This is a genomic window from Paraburkholderia sp. SIMBA_053 (assembly GCF_046534895.1).
Lineage (GTDB): Bacteria > Pseudomonadota > Gammaproteobacteria > Burkholderiales > Burkholderiaceae > Paraburkholderia > Paraburkholderia caledonica.
Genome location: NZ_JAWRXU010000001.1, coordinates 207979 through 228327, shown reverse-complemented (window position 1 = coordinate 228327; position 20349 = coordinate 207979). Strand labels below are relative to the sequence as shown.

The window sequence follows — 20349 nt, the reverse complement described above, 5'->3', positions numbered from 1 at the left end:
ATTTCCTCCTGAACGATCAACCATACGGTGAATGCAGCCAATAGGACTTTGGTCCCACGGTTCGATAGCACTACGCAAATTGAGAAATGCCGACAGCCTCCTGTCGAACGGTCACCGCGCGCGCGGTTCAAGTTTCGTCGCCACCAGCGAAGAGGCCATGCTCGGGTGGCGCCTGCTCGTGATCGATACATTGGACATGCCAGTGCCCAGTCATCAGCGCGCGGCCGCGCTTCGCGCACCATTGCGCGCGCCCGGTTTCGCCTTCAAAGGGACCGTCGCAACCGTTGAGATCCAACCCTTCGAGAACGCATAGCGGTGTGGCGTCGTTGGGGCCGCACACGAGCGTATTGCCGCAATCCATGTGCAACGAACCCCATTCCGGCAGTTCCAGCCCGAGGTGACCCTCGCGCGACCATCGCCGCGTGTCCTCATCGAGCCAGAGGATTGCAAAAGCCATCGGATGGACGCAATTGAATGTGTCGAGATGAACTGTGAGGCGCATGACAATCTCCGAACGTAGCTGCCGTCAATTGACCCGGACTACGGGAACCGTGGTTTTCGCAGGGCGGTTATTGACTGAGTACCCATTGCACCAGCGTGTGTGCGTCTTCTGCCGATATCGGCCCGCCACGATCGGCTGGCAACGGCATCGCCATGTCGCCCCAATGCGCCTTGCCGCCTAACCGCAGCTTGTGCTCAAGCATGAATTGCGCGTTCGGAACGTCGCGGTAGCGAGCGGCGATCTGCTCGAACGACGGCGCGAGGAACGGTGCGTCACGTGTGTGGCAGAACATGCAGTGATGCTGATCGACCAGAGCGGCCGGCTCCGGCTCGGCCTGAACGGCGGTAGCAACCAGCAGAAACGCGGCACATGCGAGACGGCAGCGACGGGATATGGCATTCATGGCGCGCGCTCCGGTGCATGGGAATGAGACCAGTGTAAGGTCGGCCGCTGCTGCGCCGTTGACCTCGATCAACCGGAATAAGGCGTGTGAATTTGACCGGCAGCGCGTAGATCCTATGCTGATGACAGGCACACTGCGATGAGACCGCATACGCCATACAATCGGGTGGCTGTCGCGAAGATTCGGGCTTCAGAGCCGATTCACTGCGCGAAGAAGATCTGCTCGCTGCGTTTGAATTGATCGGCGTCGCATCGAACAAGCAGACAATCAATCTGCTAAACAGGGATGGCGCAAAGCCGTGCTCTTACACAGTGGTTACTTCCGCTTTTGTGACTGAAACCCACGAGTCTATTGTTTTGGGGCGACAGAGGTTCAGTACTGACCAAAGGGAGTTCCTATGCGCGCAATGGTTTTCGATGGTGACTCACCGATCCTACGCGAAGATGATGTGCCGGATCCTAAGCCCGGTATTGGAGAAGTACTGATCGACGTTCACGCGTGCGGCGTGTGCCGTACCGATCTTCACCTGGTCGATCGCGAGCTCGATCGTCCTAAGCGGCCTGTTATTCCCGGTCATGAAATCGTCGGCACGGTGGCGGAAGTGGGCGCCGGCGTGACGGGTTTCGCTGTCGGAGATCGCGTGGGGGTGCCGTGGGTCGGCTATACGTGCCGCCATTGCCGCTACTGCCTCTCGGCGCGGGAAAATCTCTGCGACGAGGCCCGTTTCACCGGCTATACGATCGACGGCGGTTACGCTGAACGCACGGTTGCGGACAGCCGCTACTGCTTTCATCTGCCGGTACAGTACTCCGATATCGAGGCGGCGCCGCTGCTATGCGCAGGACTCATCGGCTACCGCACCTTGAGCATGGCGGGCGACGCACGGCGCATCGGTATTTACGGTTTCGGTGCCGCGGCGCATATCGTCGCTCAAGTGGCGCGTCATCAACGGCGCACGGTCTATGCATTCACGCGGCCCGGCGATCAGGCGGCGCAGCAACTCGCACTACGGATGGGTGCGGCGTGGGCTGGTGACAGCAACGAGGCGCCGCCCGACGAACTCGATGCGGCGTTGCTGTTCGCCCCGGTCGGCGCGCTCGTTCCACAGGCTTTGCGCGCAGTCGTGAAAGGCGGTGTAGTAGTTTGCGGCGGAATCCACATGAGCGACATTCCGTCGTTTCCCTATTCGTTTCTATGGGGCGAACGGCGCCTTGTTTCGGTCGCAAATCTGACTCGCGACGACGGGCTGGCTTTCATGCGCATTGCGAGTGAAGCGCGGCTCACGCTTGAAACCACGACTTATGCGTTGGAGGACGCAAATCGCGCACTCGCCGACCTGCGCGATGGCCGCCTGACGGGCGCAGCGGTGCTCGCCATCAAACCCGAATGAGGCCGTCGTGATCGAGAATCCGGATGTCCTTGCCGCGCGCATCGAGTAAGCCGTCGCGCTGGAACCGCGACAGCATCCGGCTCACCGTTTCGAGCTTGATCCCAAGATAGCTGCCAATTTCCTCGCGCGTCATGCGCAGATGGAACTCGGCCGGCGAATAGCCGCGCTTTCTCAGGCGCTCCGACAGATTCAGCAGGAACGTGGCCACACGCTGTTCCGCTGACATCGTGCCGAGCAGCATCATCTGCGACGATTCACGCACGATCTCGCTGCCCATCATACGGTGCACGTGCTGCTGAACGGCCTTCACTTCGCGGCACATCGTCTCGAGCAGATGAAACGGAATGATGCAGACCTTGCTGTCCTCGAGCGCTACCGCATCGCAGCTATGGTGACCGGAGCACACGCCGTCGAACCCGAGGGAATCGCCGGCGAGATGAAAGCCCGTCACATGCTCCCGGCCGTCGCGGTGCATGACGACGGTCTTGAACGACCCCGCCCGCACTGCATAGATGCTCTCGAACGGATCGTTCGTGCGGAAGATCGTCTCACCCTGCCTGATAGTGCGTGACGGACAGATGAGCGCTTCGATTCTCTGCAACTCCTCGGGCGTCAGGCCTTGCGGCATGCACATCGGACGCATCGAACACGACGAGCAGCGCATCGCGTCCTTGCGCGTCGCGCGGTCCGTGGTACGTCCCTGTTCCGGCGTCGATGCAACATGCAGCGGGACGAATGTGCGAGAGCTGACCGGATAAGAGACAACGTCAGACATGATTTGCTCCAGATTGAAGAGGGGTGCGTGCACGATGTTCGCTGGCGATCCGCTGGATCGCGCTTCGCGCAAGTTCGAATTCGCGAGTCTTGTCGAAAAAGTATTGCGCGCCGCACGTCAGGCACGCGCGCCGGAACCAGGCGCCGGATCGGTTCGTCAGCACCATCGTGATGACGTGAGGCATGCGTTGCGCGAGCAGGGCCAGCAATTCCATGCCGCTACCGCCGTTCAGATGCAACTCCGTCACCACAAGGTGAGCTGCGCGAGCCTCGATGCCCGCGAATGCAGCACCGGGCTCCTCGGCCTCACCGACAATTTCTACGCCCTCGAGTGAGCCGAACAGCGCAGCCATACGGCGCCGTACCGGGAATGCATCGTCGACGAGAAAGACACGCAGGGCGGGGTGGTTGAGGCCTGAGTTCATGCCTCGAAGTATCGGCCGCGCCATCTCAAAATAAAATCGGCGAGGAGCGAACTTGGAGTAGGCGACGAAGAAGGGCTGTAGGGCGATTCCTACAGCATGCGTCGCAGGCCGCCAGCGGGGCGGTGGGGGCGTTTAAATATCGTCCTCTTCGTCGCTGACCAGTTTGTGACGCATCGCATAACGCACCAGCGCGGCTTCGTGCGGCATCTGCATCTTTTCGAGGATGCGCGTCTTGTAGGTGCTGACGGTCTTGGAGCTCACGCACAGCTCCGTCGCGATTTCCGTGATCGTCTGACCGGCAGCAATGCGCTTGAGGACGTCGAACTCACGGTCTGACAGGCGCTGATGTGGCAACAGATCGGTGGGCTCGTTCAGGCTCTGCGCGAACCGCTCGGCCATCGCAAGGCTCACGTAGACGCCGCCTGCGGCCACCTTTGTCACCGCCGCCACAAGCTCGGCGCTTGCGCTTTCTTTCGTCAGATAGCCGGACGCGCCCGCCTTGAACGCGCGCACTGCGTATTGCTGTTCGGCATGCATGGTCAGCACGAGGATACGCAGCGCCGGCTTTTCCTCCTTGATCTGTTTTATCAGTTCGACGCCGTTGCGGCCCGGCATCGACAGATCGAGCACCAGCACGTCTGCAGCGGAAGCGCGAATCAGCGCGATGGTACTCGCACTGTCACTTGCTTCGCCCACCACTTCGAAGCCGCTGGCCCCCTTGAGGATATGACGTAGACCATCGCGCACAAGTGCATGATCGTCGGCGAGCAAGACCCGGGTCATGATTGCAGCTCCTGCATTTGCACTGCCTCCGCTGGAATGGTGACGCTCAACGCAAAGCCGTTGCCTTGTGAGGTTTGAATGTCGACGGCGCCCCCGAGCATGTGCGCGCGTTCGCGAATGCCGAGCAGACCAAACGACTTGCCCGCCAGTTCGCCGTCACGATGCGCGCCCTGGCCGTTGTCGGCGATGCGCAGCACGAATGCCTCGTCGCCGGCGCGCAGGCTGAGTGTGACGAGCGTGGCGTCGGCATGGCGCGCAACGTTCGTCAGCGCCTCCTGCACGATCCGGAAGAGGGCAGTTGCGCCCGCGGGGCTGAAGCGGGCGTCGCCGGTTTCGATGTCGCGCTCCACGTCGATGCCATAGCGGTTCGTGAAGTCGTTCGCGAGCCACTCGACTGCGGGGATCAGTCCGAGGTCATCGAGCATCACCGGCCGCAGATCGGCGGCAATGCGGCGAACCGACGCCACGGTCGCGTCGATCAGGCGGCGCATGCCCTGCAAATGGTCGCGCACCAGCTCGCTGGCTGACCCGCCAAGCGTCTCTTCGACCGATGAAATGTCCATTTTCAGCGCAGTCAATTGCTGACCGAGGTCATCGTGCAGTTCGCGTGCGATGCGCGTCTTTTCGTCTTCGCGGATCTTCTGCAGGTTGGCGGACAGTTCGCGCAGTTCCTCGCGCGCCCGCTGCTGGGCATGCTCGGCTCTGACCCGTTCGGTGACGTCCCGCAGCATCACGGTGTAGAGCCTCGCGCCGCCGTCGCGAGTCTGCGAGATGGAGGCCTCGATCGGGAATTCCTCGCCGTTTGCGCGCAAGCCGGACAGCACGCGCTGCCGGCCCATTTGCCGGTCGGACACGCCCGTCACGCCGAACTGTTCGACATGCCGGGCGTGCGCTGCGCGAAACCGCTCCGGAATGAAGCGTTCGAGCGATGCGCCGATCGCCTCCATTGCCGTGCAGCCGAAAACCTGTTCTGCCATTGGATTGAAGAGCACGATGCGCTGCTGTTCGTCGATGGTGATGATGGCTTCCATTGACGAACGGATGATCGCCATCATGCGCGCTTCGTTCACACCGGACTGATTGATTGCAACGCTTGCCTCGCTGCGCGCGGAAGAGGCTTCCCGGCGCGCGCGCAGAAGCATGAATGCACTCGTGGCGACGAGCAGCGCCGCGGCGACGCAGATGAACAGCACCGGATCGAGCCAGCGCCGCGCGGCCAGCATCACTGCCAGTGCCGCGACGAAGGCGGCGGCTGCCGCGAGCGCGGGTCGCGCCGCAAACCAGTTCGACCGCTCGTGCGGCACCGCAGTGTGCGGCGTGGGCGTTTTACCGCTGACGGGCATGTGCGCCTCTTGACATGATTGCAAACGGGAATCCTTGCGCTGGAAAACGCCGCCGCAATGCTGCGCCAGAGCCAGGCACTTCGGTTGAGGGGCGGGTCTGCGGTCCACGTGGCGGGGGACCGCAGTCTATTCGCGCGCAAAGCTGATAGTTGCTCTCATTGTCCGCGATACGCCGGATTCGTGCTAGTGCGCGCAAGCTGCACCGGCGGATGCTTGCCGATCAGTGCGACATCAGTACGGGCACGGTCATCGACTTGAGGATCGTGCGCGTCGCGCCGCCCAGCACCAGTTCGCGCCAGCGTGCATGACCGTATCCGCCCATCACCAGCAGGTCGGCTCCTGTGTCGGCAACCTGCGAGAGAAGCACTTCGCCGATCGAGCCATCCGCACCTGTTTCGATGTCGAGCACATCGGCACGCACGCCGTGCCGCGCGATCACGGTGGCGATATCCGCGCCGGGAATGCGTGCGCTCCCGTCTTCCTGCATGCCGTTGACAGTGAGAATCGTGGTGTTTTGCGCCGCGCGCATGAACGGCAGGGCATCATGCACGGCGCGCGTGGCTTCGCGGCTGCCGTCCCATGCCACCAGGATCCGGCTGCCCGTCGTCCGCTCGTTGCGCGCATACGGCACGAGCAGCACCGGACGGCCGCTCGAAAGAATCAGGTTCTCCGGAAAGAAGTCGCCGACATACGATTCGGCATCGTCCGGATTGTCCTGGCCGGCGACGATGAGATCGGCACAGTGGCCAAGTCGCGGCATCGCAAAGCTCGCGGACTCGTCCACGGCGATCCATTCGCCTTCTACTTCGGCACGCCGCAGTTCCGCATGGAATAACCGCTGGAGCGCCTCGCGCCGTTCCGCGCGTCGCTCTGCGTGCTCGCGGTAGTACTCGGCGGTACCGGCCATCACGTACAACGACCGCGGGTCGGGCGAGAACAGCGCGAATACGCCGGTCAGATGCGCGCCGAACTGTTTCGCGAGAGACAGTGCGGTCTCGAGCCGCGGATGGGCATTCGCGCTCGTGTCGAGGTGAACAACGATGGTCTTGTAGCTCATGGCGGAGGCTCCGGGAGAGTGAACGTGACTCTGGGACAGGTGAGCTTGAGTCTAGGAACGATGGCGTCTGTCCCGTTGATGCAGATCAATGGCGATACACGCGCCCCGGGTCACGGGATGGTTTGACCTGGGTCATGTGCAGCCGTACGTCCGCCTCTATGCTCGGGACATGCATGGCGCACGAGTGCGCGCCAGTGAGCTTTCCATCAAAGGAGCGAGTCATGTCAAAGCCACGCGTTCTCATCGTCTTTTTCTCACGTACCGGTAGCACGCGCGTGCTTGCTACCGCGCTTGCGGGCGTCCTGTCCGCCGACGTCGAGGAAATCTGCGACCTCAGCGAGCGTCGCGGAGCGTTGGGATATCTGCGCTGTGTTATCGACTCGTGGCGCAAGCGGCGGGCCGAGATCGTCCCGGCGGGGCTCGATCCTTCACAGTACGACCTCGTGCTCGTGGGCACGCCTGTCTGGGCGGGAGCGGTGTCGGCGCCGGTTCGCGCGTACCTGCTCCAGCACCGCTCCAGGTTTCGCCACGTCGGGTTTTTCTGCACTTTCGGCGGCCTCGGCGCCGAAGCCGCTTTCGAAGAAATGCACTCGCTTGCAGGCAAGGCGCCGGTCGCGCAATGCAAGGTGCGGGCTGCCGAGATGCAGCGCGGCGTGGCGACGGCGTCGTTTGAACTGTTCGTCGGCGTATTGGAACGTCACCTCGCGCACTACACCGCGCTCGAATGGGCTTGCTGATTCGCTGGCTCGTCTAGCGCGGCGGCGATCGCGTTTCCCCTTGAGCAGGCGCGTGCTTCGTCGAGGGTCATCGGCTCGACAGCCGCCCGGCGCACAGCATCGTTCCGTTAGTGATGGCGTAGCTCGGAAGCCGCGCCGTAGACCACGCGCGGATCGTGTTGACCTTTATACACAGCCGGAGCCGCCCGGTTCAACCCGAGCAGCGTGTAGACAGCGGTCTGAGCAGAGCGAATCGAATATTCGACGGTGAACACGACGTCGTTCGGCAACTCGCAGAACTGTCCGACAAACGCGAGGTTCGCCCAACCTTCGGGTACGACTTGCGGCCGGTCGCCGCGCTTGCGGCGCAGGAACTGACTGGTAATAAACGGCATCACGCAGGGGATGCAGATCGCGTCGTCGAGAATACGCTGGGCCTGCGCCTCGATCTTCAGATGGCCGAGCAACTCCGTCATGATTTCGCGGCCTGTGCATTCGACCATCGGCTTCGCGATGAAATTGCCCGGGCGGTCGACAAAAAGCCCGTAACCCCACAGCACCTGGACGTCTTTCGGCTGACCGATGAAATGCGGTTGATGCGGCAGCACGATTGACGCGAGCCAGTTCGATTGCGGGAACGTGATCAGACCGCCTTCGCCCGGCACGTTGCCGGTCAGATCGCGAATGAGACGGAACAGCGTAGGATCGTGCAGCGTCGCGGTGAAGGAGAGCCACCTGGATTCGTCGACGTGATCGGCGAAAACGGAAGGATGGCCGAACTCGGTGCGCCCGGCGGCGATGGTTTTCCAGAGCGCCCATGCGCCGCTGCTGTCGTTGCTGTCGTTGCCAGCACATGCGGCTGGGCGGTCCGTGCCGCCCAGGCTCGAGCCCGCTGTCATCGAGCCGAGCGTAACGATTACTTTGTCGTGTTCGCCAAGCGGAATTTCATCGCGACGATTGTCGTGCTCGCAGACGATGGCCGCAACCCTGTACAGCTCGCCGCTTTCGTCATATCGAAGGTCCACCACGCGTGTGTGGTTGCGGAACACCACGCCGTGTTCGTCGAGCCATTTGCGCAGCGGCCGCACCATCGAGTCGTACTGGTTGTAGACCGTGCGCATGATGCCGTGCAACTGATTGAAGCCCGGCGTCATGTGCGCGAACCTCAGCAGATAGCGGCGAAACTCGGCGGCGCTGTGCCAGGGCTGAAAGGCAAACGTCGTGCACCACATGATCCAGAAGTTGGTGTCGAAGAAATCAGCGTCGAAGTGATCCGAGATGCGGCTATCGCCAAGCAGCGCTTCCGGTTCGAACGAGAGGCGGCCTAGCGTGAGCAGATGCGATTCGGCGAGGCCATAAGCGGGTGCGTCCTCGCGCTTGCCGTCGCGCACGAGCCGCGCTTTCGACGACGTGCGTATCGTCCTGTTCCAGTCGAAGATTTCCTTCGTCACGCTGCTGCGGCCGTCGAGGGTGGGGATCGAGTCGAACAGATCATACGTGCACAGGTACTTGCTTTCCAACATGCGGCCGCCGCGTACGACGTAACCGTCCCGCGGTGTGCCCGCGCCGTCGAGGCTGCCGCCCGCGTCGCCGAGTGCTTCGAGAATCGTGATGCGGCAGCCTGGCACATCGGCGTCGCGGATCAGAAACGCCGCTGCCGCGAGCGACGCAATACCGCCGCCGACAAGATAGAAATGGCCAGAGTCAATCGCTTCGTCGCGAGCCTGACGCGTGAGTGCGCTCACGCCGGCATAGTCGGATCTTTTCATGATGGTCCCGCAAGGTAATGGCCGTGAACGTATAGACCATACCCGCGGAGTGGAAATGCGCGTTGCGCTGGATCAACGGGGCCTACGGTGGCGCGGCCCCAATACCTCGTTGACGCAAGTCAACCGCCAGGCATGGATACGCGCCCATGATGGTCTCGTCGGCTCACCGATCCGCGTGGCTTTCGCGGCCGCAGCGGTCGAGAGGAAGTACAGTTCGCGCGGAGGCGGTATGGGAATCGATATGCAGATCGTCTATCTCGGCTTTGCGGGGTCTGCGAAGATCGAGTCCGAGGCGGCCGCACAACTGGTGCGCCTCGAGCGGTTCGGCAGATGCATCTCGGGGTGCCATCTGGCGCTGGAAGCCATCCGCGAGCGTGCAGGGTACGGCGTACCGGGCGTGCGCCTTGACGTGCCCGAAAACGTTTCAGACCAACGCCTGTTCGATGCGCGCCTTGACCTCGTGCTGCGCACGGGAGAACTCGTTCCCATTGAGCATCGGCAAAACCACGATCCGGATGAAGCGGTGCGAGCAGCCTTCGACGCGGCTGAGCGGTTTCTGGGGCGCCGTATTGCTCGCGCCTGACTTGCGATACGGGTTCCGGGTGCCAGGACCAACGTTTTTCAGGAGGCAGCTATGTACGCAAATGTTGTGGTGGCGCTCGACGGCAGCCAGGCAGCGAAGCACGCGCTAAGCGAGGCGATTCAATTAACGAAGCTCTCTCGCGGCAAATTGACGGCCGTCTACGTGCTGGATCAGTCGGCGGCTTTCACCTACGCAGGAGCATGCGATCCGCATCTTCTGACTGACGCCGCACGGCAGATCGGAACTACGCTGCTACACGACGCGCTGCACCAGATGCGTGAACTGAACGTCGTGGGCGACAGCGAGATCGTGGAGACACAAGGCTTCGCGGAAGATATTGCCAGCGCGTTGCTGCGCTGCGTGCAACGGCGCGGCGCGGACCTCGTCGTGATGGGCACTCACGGACGGCGCGGGTTTCGGCGCATGGTGCTTGGCAGCGTTGCCGAGCGCTTCGTTCGCCATACGACCTGTCCCGTTCTACTGGTTCGCGAGCCCGCAGATGCAGAGCGTCAGGCGCCGCTTTGAGCGATCACGCCTTCGGTCTATCTACTCATTCGATGCATGCCACCGCCGGCGCTTTGACCCGCGAGCGCGGTCCGCACGGGTCGCTAGTCGATTGCGCATACCGACCCTGCGATCGCCGTCGCGCTCGACCTCGAACAGACGCTTCATTGCGGCTCTCACAAATCGGCTGCATCGAAGTGGCCGACGGTCTGTGCGAGGACCGGCACGCTATCGCGCGACAGGCGCATTTCGGCACCCAAGGTGCTTCGGTTCAGCCAGCTTCTCGCCGCTACCGCCAATCCAGCCGCGGCACAAAATAGATAGACGTTTTGCACAATGGCGCCAGCGCTTGCATAGGCAAACGGCTCGCGTTGAGACGAGGCAATGTCCTGCATGCGCGCGAGGTCGGCGACATACACCAGTTCGACGGGCGCCTCGCCGACAAAATCCTGATAGCCGGTCAACGCCCGCAGATCGGCTGCGATCACGAGATCGAGGCCATGCTGTAGCGGATCGTAGAGATACATGCCGCGTGCGAGTGCAACATAAATCTGGATTTCGTGGAGTGCAAGAACAGAAGGCGCTGTGCGTCTGTCGTTTCCTTCGGGGTCTCTCCGGTTCACGCCGTTGGCGGCCCAGAGCAGCTGTCCGAGCGTTGCGTCGTCAAGCCCGGTTGGCGCAAAGCGTCGCGTCGTGCGCCGTTTGGAGAAGGCGTCCATGATGGGCATGCCGCCGCTCGACTTGGGCGGTGGCAAGACGATGCGCGGTATGGGCTCGCCATGCACTGGGCGCGCCTGCGTCGCGTTGGGTGTAGTCGTGCCAAGTCTAAAAAAATGCTTCATAGCAGCTTCATCAAACGGACGTTGGCCCTTCAGGACACGCTTTCGGCAAGCGGTCGGCGCGGTGAATGAACCGCCTGCTGGCCACGTCCGACGCGCAGCAGGACTTGCGGAACGGCGTCCATTTTTAGCGTGGTACGCAGCCGCTCGCGCAGCGTACTTATCTCGGTCGGCTGATTAAGATAGGACGCAGTGATGCCGGCGTTCGCCGCGACCAGCAACAGCCGCTCGAGTGCCTGGCCGGCCGAGAGCCACGCAGGCGCGTCGTCCGTCGACGTCCCAAGGCAGATGAGAAGCGGTGAGCCCGCGGCGAGCGCATGGTGCGCGGCGGCAAGTCCGCCGCCCAGATCGAACGTGCGAACAACCGAGGCAAGCAGTGGCGCGGCAACATCGAGCAGCGCGGCCATGCCGTGCGACAGGGCAGGCATGCCGTCATCGCGGCGTCGAGGGTGAATCCAGCTCGCCAGTTCCCGGCGAAAGCGCGGGTCGTCGAACTGGATGCGGTCAGCATCGGCGACGAGCTCGGCAAGTTTCTCGCGCAGCGATGCGCCCAAAGCGCAGGCGGCATCGGCGCCCTCGGCCTCGGCGGCATCGACGAATTGTTGAAGGAGCCCTGAGGGTAATGGCTCGTCCTGGAAGATCTCGCGTGTCGTAACACGTTGGCGGATTGCCGGAAACAGCGGTGGCAGCGCTGCGTCGCAACGGCCGTCGGGAACGATTTGCACATGCGCCAGCACGTCTGGATCGAGGCGCGAGGGAAACAGCGTGATAGCGTAAGCGAGCGCGAAGTGGCTGAGCGCCACCCGCAGGTTAAATAGCGCCGCGCCGCAACTGATGATCAGCTCGCGATCGAACGGATCGACCACCGGCAATGCGCGCCGCCGGTCCGCGCAGAGCGCCACGCTGTCGCCGTCGACGATGAAATGCCAGGGCTGCGTGTTGTGGTTGGAGGGCGCCAGCACCGCATAGCGCAGCGCAAATCGCAACTTTTCGTGGATGCTCGCGGTGCTGTCCAGCTCATGTTCGTCGACGGACCAGGCGGCCCTTTGCGGCAGTGCGCTCATGTCGTGGTCTCCTGCACGAATTCATGTCGTCACTGTGTCAGGCCGGGCCGTGCGCGGGTTGATCTGGATCAGCCGTCGTGCAGCGGGTTACCGGCACACGAGATCGCGGCGAGCTCGTCGGCGGATTCCAATTACGCAGCAGCAGATAACCGTACAGTCCTCCATCAAACGTGAACCTGCGATGCGGCTCGCTTGACGCACGTCAATCGGGCTACCTGAGCCGGGTCTAGAGTCATTCATACAGCGCGCGGCAGTCACGCTGACGTGTAAGGTCGACTCGGTAGCCGTGCGCGGTGCTGCGTGGGCAGTGCCGGGTGTGCATGCGGTCGTCGACAACTTGACGGGGGCATACATGCGCCTCTGCCCGCTTGACCACAGGACCGGTGCCGCTGACGCGTCCCGGTCCGTTCGATTCACGGAACTCCGAGTAACGGGGAGCGTTTCATGACGATTTCGGGCAACGTGGGCGACGGCGACTGGTCCGTTGTTGCCACTACACACTGTACGGCGGGCGGCTTCGGCTGCGCGATCCAGATCAGTCATCACACGCCGCAAGGCGTATTCAAACACGAGTTCACACACAGCAGCATCTTTCCGACCGAGCGCGAAGCGATACTCGCGGGTCTGAGCGAGGGGATGGACTGGGTCCGGCTCAAGATGTCGAACACGCTTTCCGTGCGTGCTGGCTAATGCAGGGTGAAGGCGACAGGGTGAAGGCGGCAGGGTGAGGGCGGCAGGGTGAGGGCGGACGGAGCTTCGCGCCGCCCGCCACTGGCGCCGCTCAGTCGAGCTTCAGCACGATGCGGCCATCTACCTTACCGTTCTTCAGTTCCGCGAGAACGTGATTGATGTTGTCCAGCCGGTCGAGGTGAATCCGCGCGCGCACGCGACCTTGTGCGGCGAAGTCGAGCGATTCCTGCAAGTCCTTCCGGGTGCCGACAATCGAGCCGCGCACAGTAATGCCGTTGAGCACCGTTGAAAAGATCGGCAGTGGAAAGTCGCCGGGCGGCAATCCGTTCAGCGCCACGGTGCCGCCACGGCGGACCATGCCCAGCGCCTGTGCAAAAGCGCTGCGTGAGACGGCGGTCACGAGCACACCGTGCGTGCCGCCTATTTCCTTCTGGATTGCGGCTGCGGGGTCGCACTCCAGAGCGTTGAATGTCAGCTCAGCGCCAAGCTCGCGTGCAAGAGCCAGCTTGTCGTCCGCGATGTCGACGGCCGCAACGCGCAGGCCCATCGCGATCGCATACTGAACCGCAACGTGGCCGAGTCCGCCGATTCCGGAGATCGTGATCCATTGGCCGGGCCGCGTATCCGTCACGCGAATGCCCTTGTACACGGTCACGCCGGCACACAGAATGGGCGCGATTTCTTCGAACGGGACAGACGCGGGCAAATGTCCGACATAGTTCGGATCGGCCAGCACATATTCGGCGTAAGCACCGTTGACGGAGTAGCCGGTGTTCTGCTGCTCGTGGCACAACGTTTCCCATCCGCCCAGGCAATGCTCGCAGTGACCGCACGCCGTGTAGAGCCATGGCACGCCGACGCGATCGCCTTCCTTGAAATGGGTGACGCCGTCGCCGACGGCCGCGACGTACCCAACGCCTTCGTGGCCCGGAATGAACGGCAGTGCGGGCTTCACCGGCCAGTCGCCGTCGGCGGCGTGCAGGTCCGTATGACAGACGCCCGATGCCTTCACATTGACGAGAATCTTTCCGCGCTCGGGCTTCGGGACGGGAACTTCCTCGATGCGCAAGGGCGCACCGAATTCGTGAACCACAGCGGCTTTCATAAGCTGAGCCATGAACTTTCTCCTCATGATGGTTACCTAGCGTCCAGTATCGGCTTCATGCATCCAACGAAATTGACCTCGGTCAGTCAACCGTGACGAAACGCTGTCGCACGCAAGCGTCGCCGGGATGATCCACGTCAAGCGGAAGGGGGGCGTGCAGGCCTAATCTGATATTGCACAGGGGCTTGTCGGCGTCACGGATTGACATGTGCGCCGTCTAGCCCCGAACTGAACGACTTAACCTTGAGGAGGCTTACCATGCGCGCATCTGATGTCATGACCACCAACGTGATCTCTGTCACGCCCGACATGACCATCCGTCAGGTTGCCAAAGTTTTTGTCCATAACGGCATCAGCGGCGCGCCGGTGCTGGATACGGACGGCAGCATCGCCGGCATGATCAGCGAGGGCGATCTGCTTCGCCGTTGCGAGATCGGAACCGACGAGCGCAAGCCTACGTCGTGGCTGGATATCTGGTCCGCGAGTCACGAGGCGCGCGACTACGTCAAGACCCATGCGCTCAAGGTGAGCGACGTGATGACCACCGAGGTGGTGACCGTGCAGCCCGACACGCCGCTAGGCGAGGTTGCTGGCATTCTCGAGGCACGGCACATCAAACGAGTGCCCGTGACGAATGCCGGACGTGTCGTCGGAATCGTTAGTCGTGCCAATCTCGTCCAGGCGCTCGCGAGCGTGCCAGATGAACCGGTGTCGGACGCGACACTCTCCGACGCCGAAATCCGTGCTGCCCTGATGGGCGAACTGGCAGGGCGCAAATGGGGTTTTGCTGGCCGCAATATCGTGGTGACGGACGGCGTCGTGCATCTATGGGGCGTCTTCCAGTCGGCGGAGGCGGTGAATGCCGTTCGCGTTGCGGCGCAAAACATACCCGGCGTCACGCATGTGGAGGATCACACCGAGCCGTATCAAATGATACCTGGCATCTAGCAGGCGTGGGGCAAGGCGGGCCGGTTCGGCGCACCGCACCCGGAGCGTCATGATCGTGTCGCCTATGCGGTCCCTGGCAGTGGACTGGAGACGAGAACGGCAGCCGAGACGAGCACAGCTGCGAGCACAATCGATTCGACGTGCAAGACAGCGGCAAACCGCTTCAACGGTCGTGCACTGAACTCCGTAGACGTTTCTCTCAGCGAAGTGAGCAGCTGGGGCATCTCGAAGAACCGGTTATGTCCGCCAAGCGCGGCGGCAATACCCACGAGAGCAAGCTTAACCATCAGGACGCGTCCATACGTCGATGTCCAGAGGTACTCCGCTGCATTGACTCCGCGCCAGCCACTGTAGGCGCCAGTGATGAAGATAGTGACGAGCGCCAACGTCGCGGCGTCGGAAAGCGATTGAATGAACGCCGCAGTGTCCGCCCGCTCAGCGGCGGGCGCACGACATATACGGGGCATCACGATGTAAGTTGCGACAAGCACGAGCCCCACCCACACGCTGATAGCAAGCAGGTGCACCCAGTCTACCCATACCGGAAGACTGAATGCGCCTGCATCGATGGGGTGTCCTCCGTGGCTGCGCGCCAGCGCAACTCCTGCGAGAGCGAGCCAGATCGCGGGCTTGAAACGAATCGGACGTCGAGCCTGCACTAGCGACAGAATCACCACCAGTAGCATGAACCCCGCGCCTGCCAGCCAGGCATGGCCGAAGTCGGTTTCCACAAGCATTGCACGAGCGGCTGGACCCGCCTCTTCGAGGGTCGACTCACTCATTAGCGCGCAATGAATCCAGAACGCGAAAGCACTGGACACCAGCGCGGTAAAAGAAGCGATGCGCAAGGTGAGAAGCAGATGGACACTGACGCTCGTCTGCCATCGTGAAGTGCTGCGGGAAAGCCACCTGTCACTGAGCAGAACACCTATAAGAATAGCGAAGCTGATGTTCTGCAGTGCCACAGATGCCAGCCGCAAAATGCCGAGGAAACCGTCGTTCATTACTTCACCGCGAATGTATAAGAGCCTTTGGTTTTGTGAGCATCATGCGTCATGACTGCCCACTGCACCGTGTACGAGCCGGAGGCGAGCTTGGGGACCTCGACCATGAGTACGCGCGGGTTCGACGAATCTACCTTTGCTTTGTCCTTACTCGCCGTTGTGCCCGACGCGTCAACGACCTTGATCGAGCTAAACGCGGATTCGAGGTCTTCATTGAAAGTCAGACGCAGCATGTCAGGCGACGAGTCGACCGCGCTGCCGGCCGCTGGGATGGCGCTCTCCAGCTTGCCGTGCGCGAACGTGATAACAGGTGAAAGCGCGGCAGCGGCGGTCGCCGCTGCTGTAACGAGTAATCTGGATATCTTGATGTTCACGAGTGTGTCCTCCCTTAACTCAATCGCGGTGCAGTGTGTACTGCACCGCTGGAGCGCTATTAAAAGCTCACTGCTTCTGCAGTTTCGTCACAGTGAGCGCGCCGTCAATTTCTTCGGCAACGAAGTCAATCTTGTCGCCCACTTTTACCTGTGAAAGCATGGCTGGGTCTTTGACCTTGAAAACCATCGTCATGGCCTCCATATCCAGATTTTTGAGCGGCCCGTGCTTGATGGTCAGCTTCCCGGCGCCGTTGTCCACCTTCTTTACTTCGCCGTGCGACATGTCGTTCTTCGCGTCTGCGCCCTGTTGTGCGCCGCCTGCCATATTCATGTTGCCCGTATCGCCCGCGGCATATGCGGTCGCGGATACGGCTACAGTGCAACCCATCACGATGGAAACAATTGCGTTCTTCATCAAGACTTCTCCCACAGTTGAATTAACAAATATCGGCCGGAGCCATGTCCGGCGTGTCACGAAATCAGCTATCCGGCAGCTCACCGGTGTATTCGTACGCGACCGTTCCCTTCGGATGTTTGAACCAGCCTGGGTCACGGTAGTCGTTGCGGCCCAGTCCCTCGCGCACCTTCACGACGCTGAACATGCCTCCCATTTCCAGGGCACCGAACGGCCCGGTACCGGTCATCATCGGTAGCGTGTTGTCCGGTAGCGGCATTTCCATCTCGCCCATCGAACCGCCCGCGCTGCCCATTGCCATGTAGTCCGGGACGAGCTTGTTGATGCGTTTGGCGAGGTCCTTCTGCGGCACGCCAATCAGGTTCGGGACTTGATGCCCCATCGCGTTCATCGTGTGATGCGACTTGTGGCAGTGAAACGCCCAGTCGCCAGGCCGGTCCGCGGTGAACTCGATGGCACGCATCTGACCGACGGCAACGTCGGCGGTCACTTCAGGCCAGCGTGCGGCGGGAGGGATCCATCCACCGTCTGTTCCTGCGACCTCGAAGCTGTACCCATGCAGATGGATGGGATGATTGGTCATCGTCAGGTTGCCGAAGCGGATGCGCACGCGGTCTCCTGCGCGGACCGGCAGCGAGTCGATGCCCGGAAAGACCCGTGCATTCCATGTCCACATGTTGAAGTCCGTCATCTCATTGACGCGCGGCGTGAAGCTGCCCGGGTCGATGTCGTAGGCGGACATCAGGAACACGAAGTCGCGGTCCACCCGCATGACGCCGCGGTCTTTCGGATGGACGATGAAGGTGCCCATCATGCCCATCGCCATCTGCACCATCTCGTCGGCATGCGGGTGATACATGAACGTGCCGTGCTTCTCGAGCTGGAACTCATAGACGAACGTTTTGCCCGGCGGAATGTGCGGTTGCGTGAGACCGCCCACACCGTCCATGCCGGACGGCACCAGCATTCCGTGCCAGTGAACCGTCGTGTGTTCCGGCAGCTTGTTGGTCACGAAGATTCGAACCTTGTCGCCTTCCACCGCCTCGATGGTCGGACCGGGCGCCTGGCCGTTGTAGCCCCACAGGTTCGCCTTCATGCCGGGCGCCATCTCGCGCACCACGGGCTCGGCAATCAGATGAAATTCCTTCCAGCCGTTCTTCATTCGCCATGGCAGCGTCCAGCCGTTCAGTGTGGCTACGGGCGTATACGGTCGGCCGTTGGGCGGCACCAGCGGCGGTTGCGTGGCGGTCTTGTCCATAGTTGGCGCTTCTGGAAGTGACGCTGCGCCAGCCTTGCTGACCAATGCTGCGCCGAGTAGCGCCGCGCCGGAGCCGCCGAGAAATGTTCGACGTGAGACCATGATCATTTACCCTCTGAATTCGTCGGCGATGCCGGGTGGGTCGCGGAAGCAGACAACGGCGAGTCCTGCATCGGGGCCGGTGGAGTTGGCGGCGCGTCGCTCTGCGGTGCGCCAGGCGTCGGTGCCATTGCGAGCGGCGGAAGGCGGCCGCCAAGCGACTGTTGCAAGTCCGTCTCCGCAAGCCAGTAATCTTTCAGCGCGTCGATGTATCCGTTGACGGCAGCCACCTGGTCGCGCGAATCGGCAAGCAGTTCGAACACGCTGGCGAGCATGCCGTTGTAGCGCAACAGCATTTCGTCCGAGATAGTCTTGCGTACGGGCACGACCTCGTCGCGGTAATGCTTCGCAACGTCGTAGCTCGTCACATAGCCGGAGTACGACTCGCGCACTTCGGAGCGGGCGTCAGTCGCCGTCTGGGCAAGCCGGTTCGCCGACTGCATATAGATGGCTTCGGCGCGTGCGACCTTCGCGCTGCCCCAATCGAAAATGGGAATCTCGACACTGATTTCGTATCCGTGCTCGTGTCCTTTATCGGTCTCGAAGTTGTCGAGATAGCCGACATCGAGCGCATTGATGAATCGGGTCGCCTTGCTGAGTCCCAGCGAGGTTGCAACGCCTTGTGTCCGCAGCTTCGCCGCCTGTATGTCGAGGCGGTTCTGCATCGCAAAGCTTTCTAGGTCGTTCAGTTGCGGCCTGTCCTTCGGGAGGTCAGGCAGACGGTCCGGCAACTTGTATTGGGTCCCTGAGCCCCACAGGCCCATCGTGCGCGTGAGCTTTTCCCGGGCCATGACTGACTGCTGCCGTACCTTGGCCAGCTGCGCAACCGACTCGGCGTAAAAGGCCTGTTCGCGCGCATAATCGAGCTTGCTGAAGTTGCCTGCCTGCCGCATGCGCAACGCAAGTTCTGCCCCGGCCTCGGCGGAATCCTTGACCTGAGCGGCGTATTGGGCTGCCTGCTCCGCGGCCACGGCATTCACATAGGCCTTGCGGGCCTCGGCGGCGACGATGAGCATCGCGTTGGCCGTCTCGAGCTTTGTCTGTTCGAACCCCCGGCTCTCGATGCGCGTCGCCACAGGCAGCGTGAGCACACCCAATACGCCCATGGAGAACGCTCGGCTGATACCGAAGCCATCGCTCCAGTGCGTCCGGCTGAACGTAAAACCGGGATTGGGCAGGCGGCCCGCCTGGACGAGGTCGGCTTCGGAAATACCGAGCTCGGCGTACGACGCCTGAAGTCCCCGGTTATTCAGCAGCGCGACCTGAACGGCGTCATCCATGCCGAGTGGCTTCGACAGCAGTTCCTGCGTACGCTTGAAAGCAGCGACGCGGTCTTCGTCGTTTTTCAGGTAGACGGCGTCCTTACCAAGTCGCTCGGACGCAGTCGTCGATACGGTGTTGAATCCGCCGTCCTTTGAGAACGTCGTGCAGCCGGCCAGAAGCATCGTCGCGAGGGCAATGCATCCCACGCGGTTCGGGGCGAGATATCGAATCATTTCGACTCGCCTCCGTGCCCGTGGCCGCCTTTTTCACCCGCTGTCGCAAGTGGTTGCTGACTGTGCTTGATGCCCGCCGTGCTTCGGGTTGGCGCAACGGCACGGTTTAGCTGCTGCCAGCTCGGCGCGTCACGGTCTTGCCATGACTTGTAGCCGTCGAAGGCAGACTGAACGGTGACGACCGGGACCGATGCCGCTGCATCAGTTGGGTCGGGAACTGCAGTCGTAGCGTGCGCGAGCGACGACAACGCTGCGCCCGCGCCCAGGAGCGCCGCAGAAATTGTTCGCATGAATTTTTCTCGTCGTGAACCATCCAGCGTCCGTTACGGACACCGGAAAACTTGCAAGCGCAGCCAACGGATGCGCTTGCGCGGACTAGACGAGATTGAAGCGGGGAGGACGTTCGATGCCGTCAGTCAGAAACGACACGACAGCGGCAGCAGGGGGCAGTGGAACGGGGAAGTGGGCCCGGTCAGCCGAAGCGGAAACCGCAGGCACGGGCGGTAGCGCAGCACCGACGCAACAGGAGGCGCAAGTCAAACACGCATGAGTGTGATGGGCACCGCTGTGGTCGTGGCCACGATGGTCGTCATGGTCGGCTACGAGCACATGTCCGTCAGATGATTCGTCCAGATGGAGATGGTCAGCGGTTGCTTCATCGACCGCTTCCGGGGCGGCACAAATCATCGAGACGGCCGCAAACGACTGAACCGGAAGGCTCAGTGCAAGCAGCACGACGAGGAAGAGTTTGCGCCAGTAGGACATGGGTGCAGAGTCTAGCATGCGCTCAAGACTTCTGTAATCGTCC

The 20349-nt window shown here is 62.1% G+C and carries 24 protein-coding genes; 6 read left to right on the top strand and 18 right to left on the bottom strand.

The genetic code is table 11. The annotated features are described in order from the left end of the window. Positions 1-127: 127 nt before the first annotated feature. Positions 128-502: a DUF3564 domain-containing protein gene (locus SB753_RS01070; RefSeq protein ID WP_410798568.1), complete on the bottom strand. Its 375-nt coding sequence runs from the start codon at positions 500-502 to the stop codon at positions 128-130. A gap of 67 nt (positions 503-569) precedes the next feature. Next, positions 570-905 (bottom strand): c-type cytochrome, encoded by a 336-nt coding sequence (locus SB753_RS01065; RefSeq protein ID WP_179214059.1) that lies wholly within the window; start codon positions 903-905, stop codon positions 570-572. Positions 906-1302: 397 nt separating this feature from the next. Between SB753_RS01065 and SB753_RS01060 the strand changes: the two genes are divergently transcribed. Then, positions 1303-2295, top strand: coding sequence for a zinc-dependent alcohol dehydrogenase family protein (locus SB753_RS01060; RefSeq protein WP_410798566.1), 993 nt, complete (start codon positions 1303-1305; stop codon positions 2293-2295). On the opposite strand, the gene fnr is transcribed toward SB753_RS01060, so the two are convergent. The 5 genes from fnr to SB753_RS01035 form a co-directional block, all read right to left on the bottom strand. Next, entirely contained in the window at positions 2282-3070 is a 789-nt protein-coding gene (fnr, locus tag SB753_RS01055; RefSeq protein ID WP_087750389.1) for a fumarate/nitrate reduction transcriptional regulator Fnr, read from the bottom strand. The genes SB753_RS01060 and fnr overlap by 14 nt on opposite strands. Then, positions 3063-3494 (bottom strand): response regulator, encoded by a 432-nt coding sequence (locus SB753_RS01050; RefSeq protein WP_392395065.1) that lies wholly within the window; start codon positions 3492-3494, stop codon positions 3063-3065. Before SB753_RS01050 ends, fnr begins: the two co-directional genes overlap by 8 nt. Before the next feature lie 132 nt (positions 3495-3626). After that, positions 3627-4277: a response regulator transcription factor gene (locus SB753_RS01045; protein ID WP_087750391.1), complete on the bottom strand. Its 651-nt coding sequence runs from the start codon at positions 4275-4277 to the stop codon at positions 3627-3629. Continuing rightward, positions 4274-5620, bottom strand: coding sequence for a PAS domain-containing sensor histidine kinase (locus SB753_RS01040; protein ID WP_410798565.1), 1347 nt, complete (start codon positions 5618-5620; stop codon positions 4274-4276). The genes SB753_RS01045 and SB753_RS01040 overlap by 4 nt, the downstream gene beginning before the upstream one ends. Before the next feature lie 220 nt (positions 5621-5840). Further along, a complete protein-coding gene (locus tag SB753_RS01035; protein WP_392395067.1) occupies positions 5841-6677 on the bottom strand; it encodes a universal stress protein in 837 nt (278 codons plus the stop codon). 221 nt (positions 6678-6898) lie between these two features. Between SB753_RS01035 and SB753_RS01030 the strand changes: the two genes are divergently transcribed. Continuing rightward, complete coding sequence (locus tag SB753_RS01030) at positions 6899-7414, top strand: flavodoxin family protein (protein WP_087750394.1); 516 nt, start codon at positions 6899-6901, stop codon at positions 7412-7414. Between the two features lie 107 nt (positions 7415-7521). Here the strand turns inward: SB753_RS01030 and SB753_RS01025 are convergent, their stop codons facing one another. Beyond that, complete coding sequence (locus SB753_RS01025) at positions 7522-9162, bottom strand: oleate hydratase (protein ID WP_410798563.1); 1641 nt, start codon at positions 9160-9162, stop codon at positions 7522-7524. Between SB753_RS01025 and SB753_RS01020 the strand changes: the two genes are divergently transcribed. Continuing rightward, the gene (locus SB753_RS01020; protein WP_410798561.1) at positions 9161-9745 is read left to right on the top strand and encodes a hypothetical protein; all 585 of its coding nucleotides are present in this window, start codon (positions 9161-9163) and stop codon (positions 9743-9745) included. The genes SB753_RS01025 and SB753_RS01020 overlap by 2 nt on opposite strands. Before the next feature lie 51 nt (positions 9746-9796). Then, entirely contained in the window at positions 9797-10270 is a 474-nt protein-coding gene (locus tag SB753_RS01015; RefSeq protein WP_204521377.1) for a universal stress protein, read from the top strand. 155 nt (positions 10271-10425) lie between these two features. On the opposite strand, the gene SB753_RS01010 is transcribed toward SB753_RS01015, so the two are convergent. Both SB753_RS01010 and SB753_RS01005 read right to left on the bottom strand, forming a co-directional pair. Beyond that, a complete protein-coding gene (locus SB753_RS01010) occupies positions 10426-11091 on the bottom strand; it encodes a nitroreductase family protein (protein ID WP_410798559.1) in 666 nt (221 codons plus the stop codon). A gap of 29 nt (positions 11092-11120) precedes the next feature. Beyond that, positions 11121-12152, bottom strand: a complete 1032-nt coding sequence (locus SB753_RS01005) for an Acg family FMN-binding oxidoreductase (protein WP_410798557.1) — start codon at positions 12150-12152, stop codon at positions 11121-11123. A gap of 444 nt (positions 12153-12596) precedes the next feature. Here SB753_RS01005 and SB753_RS01000 point away from each other — a divergent pair, with 444 nt between their 5' ends. Then, positions 12597-12842: a UDP-glucose 4-epimerase gene (locus SB753_RS01000; RefSeq protein WP_204521374.1), complete on the top strand. Its 246-nt coding sequence runs from the start codon at positions 12597-12599 to the stop codon at positions 12840-12842. Positions 12843-12933: 91 nt separating this feature from the next. Here SB753_RS01000 and adhP read toward each other — a convergent pair whose 3' ends face one another. After that, a complete protein-coding gene (adhP, locus tag SB753_RS00995; RefSeq protein WP_087750400.1) occupies positions 12934-13959 on the bottom strand; it encodes an alcohol dehydrogenase AdhP in 1026 nt (341 codons plus the stop codon). Between the two features lie 246 nt (positions 13960-14205). Here adhP and SB753_RS00990 point away from each other — a divergent pair, with 246 nt between their 5' ends. Continuing rightward, on the top strand, positions 14206-14895 hold the full coding sequence (locus SB753_RS00990; protein WP_410798556.1) for a CBS domain-containing protein: 690 nt from the start codon (positions 14206-14208) through the stop codon (positions 14893-14895). A gap of 62 nt (positions 14896-14957) precedes the next feature. Here SB753_RS00990 and SB753_RS00985 read toward each other — a convergent pair whose 3' ends face one another. The 7 genes from SB753_RS00985 to SB753_RS00955 all read right to left on the bottom strand — a co-directional run bounded on the left by SB753_RS00985 (position 14958) and on the right by SB753_RS00955 (position 20324). Further along, complete coding sequence (locus SB753_RS00985; RefSeq protein WP_410798555.1) at positions 14958-15899, bottom strand: copper resistance D family protein; 942 nt, start codon at positions 15897-15899, stop codon at positions 14958-14960. Next, positions 15899-16273: a copper homeostasis periplasmic binding protein CopC gene (gene copC, locus SB753_RS00980; RefSeq protein ID WP_288825717.1), complete on the bottom strand. Its 375-nt coding sequence runs from the start codon at positions 16271-16273 to the stop codon at positions 15899-15901. Before copC ends, SB753_RS00985 begins: the two co-directional genes overlap by 1 nt. 67 nt (positions 16274-16340) lie before the next feature. Then, positions 16341-16688: a copper-binding protein gene (locus SB753_RS00975; RefSeq protein WP_410798554.1), complete on the bottom strand. Its 348-nt coding sequence runs from the start codon at positions 16686-16688 to the stop codon at positions 16341-16343. A 64-nt stretch (positions 16689-16752) separates the two neighbouring features. After that, positions 16753-18048 carry a copper oxidase gene (locus SB753_RS00970; protein ID WP_027804569.1) on the bottom strand — a complete coding sequence of 432 codons (1296 nt, stop codon included), beginning with the start codon at positions 18046-18048 and terminating at the stop codon, positions 16753-16755. 2 nt (positions 18049-18050) lie between these two features. Continuing rightward, a complete protein-coding gene (locus SB753_RS00965; protein WP_410798552.1) occupies positions 18051-19541 on the bottom strand; it encodes a TolC family protein in 1491 nt (496 codons plus the stop codon). Then, positions 19538-19831 (bottom strand): hypothetical protein, encoded by a 294-nt coding sequence (locus tag SB753_RS00960; protein ID WP_410798550.1) that lies wholly within the window; start codon positions 19829-19831, stop codon positions 19538-19540. Before SB753_RS00960 ends, SB753_RS00965 begins: the two co-directional genes overlap by 4 nt. Positions 19832-19916: 85 nt before the next feature. Next, positions 19917-20324: a hypothetical protein gene (locus tag SB753_RS00955; protein WP_087750407.1), complete on the bottom strand. Its 408-nt coding sequence runs from the start codon at positions 20322-20324 to the stop codon at positions 19917-19919. Positions 20325-20349 lie beyond the last annotated feature (25 nt).

Excerpts from the sequence above, each read along its gene's own strand:
- SB753_RS01020 (WP_410798561.1), top strand. The coding sequence starts at position 9,161 with ATGATGGTCCCGCAAGGTAATGGCCGTGAACGTATAGACCATACCCGC.
- SB753_RS00985 (WP_410798555.1), bottom strand. The coding sequence starts at position 15,899 with ATGAACGACGGTTTCCTCGGCATTTTGCGGCTGGCATCTGTGGCACTG.
- SB753_RS00990 (WP_410798556.1), top strand. The coding sequence starts at position 14,206 with ATGCGCGCATCTGATGTCATGACCACCAACGTGATCTCTGTCACGCCC.
- SB753_RS01005 (WP_410798557.1), bottom strand. The coding sequence starts at position 12,152 with ATGAGCGCACTGCCGCAAAGGGCCGCCTGGTCCGTCGACGAACATGAG.
- SB753_RS01030 (WP_087750394.1), top strand. The coding sequence starts at position 6,899 with ATGTCAAAGCCACGCGTTCTCATCGTCTTTTTCTCACGTACCGGTAGC.
- SB753_RS01070 (WP_410798568.1), bottom strand. The coding sequence starts at position 502 with ATGCGCCTCACAGTTCATCTCGACACATTCAATTGCGTCCATCCGATG.
- SB753_RS01035 (WP_392395067.1), bottom strand. The coding sequence starts at position 6,677 with ATGAGCTACAAGACCATCGTTGTTCACCTCGACACGAGCGCGAATGCC.
- SB753_RS01015 (WP_204521377.1), top strand. The coding sequence starts at position 9,797 with ATGTACGCAAATGTTGTGGTGGCGCTCGACGGCAGCCAGGCAGCGAAG.
- SB753_RS01065 (WP_179214059.1), bottom strand. The coding sequence starts at position 905 with ATGAATGCCATATCCCGTCGCTGCCGTCTCGCATGTGCCGCGTTTCTG.
- SB753_RS01060 (WP_410798566.1), top strand. The coding sequence starts at position 1,303 with ATGCGCGCAATGGTTTTCGATGGTGACTCACCGATCCTACGCGAAGAT.
- SB753_RS00955 (WP_087750407.1), bottom strand. The coding sequence starts at position 20,324 with ATGCTAGACTCTGCACCCATGTCCTACTGGCGCAAACTCTTCCTCGTC.
- SB753_RS01040 (WP_410798565.1), bottom strand. The coding sequence starts at position 5,620 with ATGCCCGTCAGCGGTAAAACGCCCACGCCGCACACTGCGGTGCCGCAC.
- SB753_RS00975 (WP_410798554.1), bottom strand. The coding sequence starts at position 16,688 with ATGAAGAACGCAATTGTTTCCATCGTGATGGGTTGCACTGTAGCCGTA.
- SB753_RS01045 (WP_087750391.1), bottom strand. The coding sequence starts at position 4,277 with ATGACCCGGGTCTTGCTCGCCGACGATCATGCACTTGTGCGCGATGGT.
- SB753_RS01025 (WP_410798563.1), bottom strand. The coding sequence starts at position 9,162 with ATGAAAAGATCCGACTATGCCGGCGTGAGCGCACTCACGCGTCAGGCT.
- SB753_RS00970 (WP_027804569.1), bottom strand. The coding sequence starts at position 18,048 with ATGGTCTCACGTCGAACATTTCTCGGCGGCTCCGGCGCGGCGCTACTC.
- SB753_RS00960 (WP_410798550.1), bottom strand. The coding sequence starts at position 19,831 with ATGCGAACAATTTCTGCGGCGCTCCTGGGCGCGGGCGCAGCGTTGTCG.
- SB753_RS01000 (WP_204521374.1), top strand. The coding sequence starts at position 12,597 with ATGACGATTTCGGGCAACGTGGGCGACGGCGACTGGTCCGTTGTTGCC.
- SB753_RS01010 (WP_410798559.1), bottom strand. The coding sequence starts at position 11,091 with ATGAAGCATTTTTTTAGACTTGGCACGACTACACCCAACGCGACGCAG.
- adhP (WP_087750400.1), bottom strand. The coding sequence starts at position 13,959 with ATGGCTCAGCTTATGAAAGCCGCTGTGGTTCACGAATTCGGTGCGCCC.
- SB753_RS01050 (WP_392395065.1), bottom strand. The coding sequence starts at position 3,494 with ATGAACTCAGGCCTCAACCACCCCGCCCTGCGTGTCTTTCTCGTCGAC.
- fnr (WP_087750389.1), bottom strand. The coding sequence starts at position 3,070 with ATGTCTGACGTTGTCTCTTATCCGGTCAGCTCTCGCACATTCGTCCCG.
- SB753_RS00965 (WP_410798552.1), bottom strand. The coding sequence starts at position 19,541 with ATGATTCGATATCTCGCCCCGAACCGCGTGGGATGCATTGCCCTCGCG.